Raw genomic sequence first — 3190 nt, forward strand, 5'->3', positions numbered from 1 at the left:
GCCAGGGCCTTATTTGGAAAACCCCCGTGCCGTCAGGCCCGGGGGTTTTTTTTGTGCCTGGATCAATACCCGCCCTTGCGCAGTACCTCGGGTAGTCCAGCGATCTTGGTCCCCTGTTTGGTCGGGGCCAGGGGGAAGAGGGTGTAGAGGTCCTTGCTGGTGGGCTTGGTTCCCCAGCGGTGGCCCATGTCCTTGAGCACGGCGCGTTCCATGGGTTGGTTCTGGTTGTTGTCGAGGTATTCCTCACGCAAGTAGCGGATCAGGTCCCAGTGCTTGTCAGTGAGGGTGATTCCCTCGGCCTGCGCGAGGCTGCGCGCGACGTCATCATTCCAATCCAAATGGTTGATCAGGTACCCGTGGTCGGTCGTTTCGATCGTCTTACCATTGATTTCAATCGCCATCTATGTGCTCCTGTCGTCGCGAAAAGCGGGCTAAGACAGCGTGCGCGGCAGGCACGCATCAGTCATGAAATTTGAATGTTATAATATTCTGATGGAGTAGTCACGGCTGGATTTGCCACCCTCGAAAGAGCACTTGTCACGCCAAGGCGCCAAGCTCATCAAGGCGTTTCAGTGCGTTACCGGCGCTGGACAAGTCACCATGCGGCTGATCGGTGATTTTACTAAACTATTGTATTTATTAGCATTTTGCGCTTTTGCGCTTTTGCGCTTTTGCGCTTTGGCGTGAGATATGCGGGCTAGGGTGGGGGCGGCGCTAGGTGTTGCTGACCGCGTCGATGCCCTTGTGTGGGATGAAGATACCGCATCCCAGCAGCCGATGGGGGCCGAGTCCCTGCTGTTGGAGGCGCAGCGATTCTGCGGTCGTGAGGTTCGCCAGCAACAGGCTGCGTGCCAGAATCGTACCCTGCGGGGTCGCCAGGGTGGCCGTCTTGCCGCACAGGGCCTTGCGCACCACGATCTCGATGGCCGCGAGAGCGTTGACTGCCGCGTCCAAAAAGGCGTTCTCGCCCGCGTCTGGGGTCTGGCCGGCGACCAGGTGGCGGGCGAACAGTGTGGTTTCTTGGCTCAAGGACCTGACCGTGCCGACGCCGAGCGTCAGCAGACAGTCACCAACCTCGAGGCGCGTACCGGGTAGCGTTTCGAGTAGGTCGGGCACTCGCGCCCGCGGTGCCCGAACTCTGAGCTTGGTCCTGCGTGAGACCTGGAGGTGGTTCGCCGTGCCATGCGCGGGTCGCTCCCACCCATTTTGTGAACCGGCGACGTGTACACTGTGAATCGCGAGCAGCGGCTCGTCCGCCATCCAGGGACAGACCCGCAGCAATGCGGCGGCGAGGGTGTAAGCATGGTCTACCGGCAGTTGCCGACAGTCGAGTGCGAACACCAAGTCCACGACCTCGTCGGGCACGGCAGTGTCGAATTGATCCGTTTCGTTCCAATACATTGGCGTCGGCGGTTTCAGGCGAAGGGCAGACGGTCCTGCAGCGCCTCGCGATCAAACCACCAGTCGTCCCGGACCAGCACCTCGACCACCTTGCGCAGCCGCATCAGAAATTTCTCCGGCTCCTTCAACTCCAGTTGCTCCATCCACTGCTCGAGCTGTTCGGGTGTCTCCACCCCGCTGTGTTGACGGGCCACATGACTGAGCGTCTGGGTGGAGAAAAACATCAATTCTTCTCGGTGCTGGCCCTGGGCGCGCACGTCGGCCAGGAACAGTGCCGTGCTGGCGGCGACGGCCGCACCGTCTGCGTCCTGTGCCGTCTCGTCGATCACATGGTTCAGGAGTTCGATGCTCAGTTCTGGGTCGATCGGGCAGGTCACGGCCAGCCAGATCCCCTGGCCCAGCGCGCAGGTCGAACCGGGTTGCTCCGCCTGAAAGAGCACATCGCAGGCGTCTGCGGCGGATTCGAAGTCGTCCGCCGCCAGGAAATAGTTGAATGACTCACGTCCGAGCGGCCAGGCCTCTGCGCCGCGACCGAGGGTGACCAAGGTCCTGGCCAGTTGCAGACGGGTGTCGGCGTCGGCTTGGGGCAAGCCGCCGACGCGCTTGAGGTCGCCCAGGCGCTCCCAGAGTGCGTCGAGATGGGATTCAAGCGCCAACTGCTCGGATTTGTGATGATTGTGTGTGCCGACCCCGACCCCGAACTCGGCGTTCGGCCGGCAATTGCACTGGGGTTCGGCGAGCCGGACGGCAAGCAGGTCGAGATGTTTCATGAGCGCGCCCGGGATCATGATCTAGCGTACCAGGCCGCTGAACGCGGCCTCCAGACGGTCCTCCCAGTCGCCTGGGGTGTCGGGGTAGGGCGGTTTGACGTCCATCCGAAAAAAGCGTTCGCCGGAGCGGGCGACCGCTTGGACCAGCGGTATCAGTTCGTTGAAGGACTCGATCCCTTGATCACCGACGAGAAGTTCGCTGAGTTTGAGCATGGGTCGCGGCCACCGCCCTGAGTGTTGATTTAGTTCTGTTGACTGTGCGCCCCGGCAGGCCCCGGGTCTGGCTTGTAATCAATGTGTAGTTCTGGCAGCGCGAAAACAAGCAATCCCTCGTTATTATAAAGTAATCTAACAACTTATAAGATGATTCTCAGGTGGGATCTGACGTTCCCGGGACGGCCGGTGGTCGCCCGGCCGTGCCGGCGGCAGCCTTGCCCAGCCGCAGTGAGGTCTCACCAGCGTGGCGGATGGCCGCTGCCTGCACTGGGCGTCGGGCCGCCACTAATTTAGGACGTGAGTATATTAGTAACTATTGACTAAGATAGTACCCGTCGGTAACATCTCATGGCAAATGGCCGTCGGCACAGGTGCCGCGAGATGCTGGCGGGAACCCACCGCAGCACCGACCGATGCAGTCAATTGACTCAACGGGGCGCGGCTGCCTTATCACGTGCGGCGACCATGGATATGGCGGGGTCGGTGGGCGGCGGCGACCTTGGTACCCGTCGCAACGAGAAAAATAAGAACAGCAAGAACGGCGAACCCCGTCGTCGGTGTACGGTATGGGGGCCGACCCCAGCCGCCCGCGCACCCGCGTATCCCCGTTCTGCATGACCCGAGAGGAGAGACAGCGCAATGCCGATCGAGAAACACGACACACCGATGCTCGACGAACTGGAGACCGGTCCCTGGCCGATCTTTATCTCCGGAATCAAGCTTCTGAGTGATCAGCATCCGGAAGAGCGGATCAACCAGATGTCCAATAGCCTGCTCTGGCAAATGGAGCAATCCTATGAGAC

At 60.9% G+C, this 3190-nt stretch carries 4 protein-coding genes and 1 pseudogene; 1 reads left to right on the plus strand and 4 read right to left on the minus strand.

The window, feature by feature from the left end; genetic code table 11:
• Positions 1 to 62 precede the first annotated feature (62 nt).
• From QZY44_RS32740 to QZY44_RS32755, 4 genes are all read right to left on the minus strand, one after another.
• Positions 63 to 401, minus strand: coding sequence for a TusE/DsrC/DsvC family sulfur relay protein (locus QZY44_RS32740; RefSeq protein WP_295457635.1), 339 nt, complete (start codon positions 399 to 401; stop codon positions 63 to 65).
• Between the two features lie 313 nt (positions 402 to 714).
• A complete protein-coding gene (gene cas6, locus QZY44_RS32745) occupies positions 715 to 1401 on the minus strand; it encodes a type I-MYXAN CRISPR-associated protein Cas6/Cmx6 (RefSeq protein WP_295457637.1) in 687 nt (228 codons plus the stop codon).
• 14 nt (positions 1402 to 1415) lie between these two features.
• Positions 1416 to 2171: a hypothetical protein gene (locus tag QZY44_RS32750; protein ID WP_295457640.1), complete on the minus strand. Its 756-nt coding sequence runs from the start codon at positions 2169 to 2171 to the stop codon at positions 1416 to 1418.
• 21 nt (positions 2172 to 2192) lie between these two features.
• A complete protein-coding gene (locus QZY44_RS32755; protein WP_295457644.1) occupies positions 2193 to 2384 on the minus strand; it encodes a sulfur relay protein DsrC in 192 nt (63 codons plus the stop codon).
• A 642-nt stretch (positions 2385 to 3026) separates the two neighbouring features.
• Between QZY44_RS32755 and QZY44_RS32760 the strand changes: the two are divergent.
• A pseudogene (locus tag QZY44_RS32760) lies at positions 3027 to 3190 on the plus strand (sulfite reductase, dissimilatory-type subunit alpha); the annotation flags it as partial.

The sequence above is a fragment of the uncultured Thiodictyon sp. genome (assembly GCA_903837595.1).
Lineage (GTDB): Bacteria > Pseudomonadota > Gammaproteobacteria > Chromatiales > Chromatiaceae > Thiodictyon.

What these genes read in the sequence shown, in the direction of transcription:
- QZY44_RS32740 (WP_295457635.1), bottom strand. Translation starts at nt 401, where the DNA reads ATGGCGATTGAAATCAATGGTAAGACGATCGAAACGACCGACCACGGG.
- cas6 (WP_295457637.1), bottom strand. Translation starts at nt 1,401, where the DNA reads ATGTATTGGAACGAAACGGATCAATTCGACACTGCCGTGCCCGACGAG.
- QZY44_RS32750 (WP_295457640.1), bottom strand. Translation starts at nt 2,171, where the DNA reads ATGAAACATCTCGACCTGCTTGCCGTCCGGCTCGCCGAACCCCAGTGC.
- QZY44_RS32755 (WP_295457644.1), bottom strand. Translation starts at nt 2,384, where the DNA reads ATGCTCAAACTCAGCGAACTTCTCGTCGGTGATCAAGGGATCGAGTCC.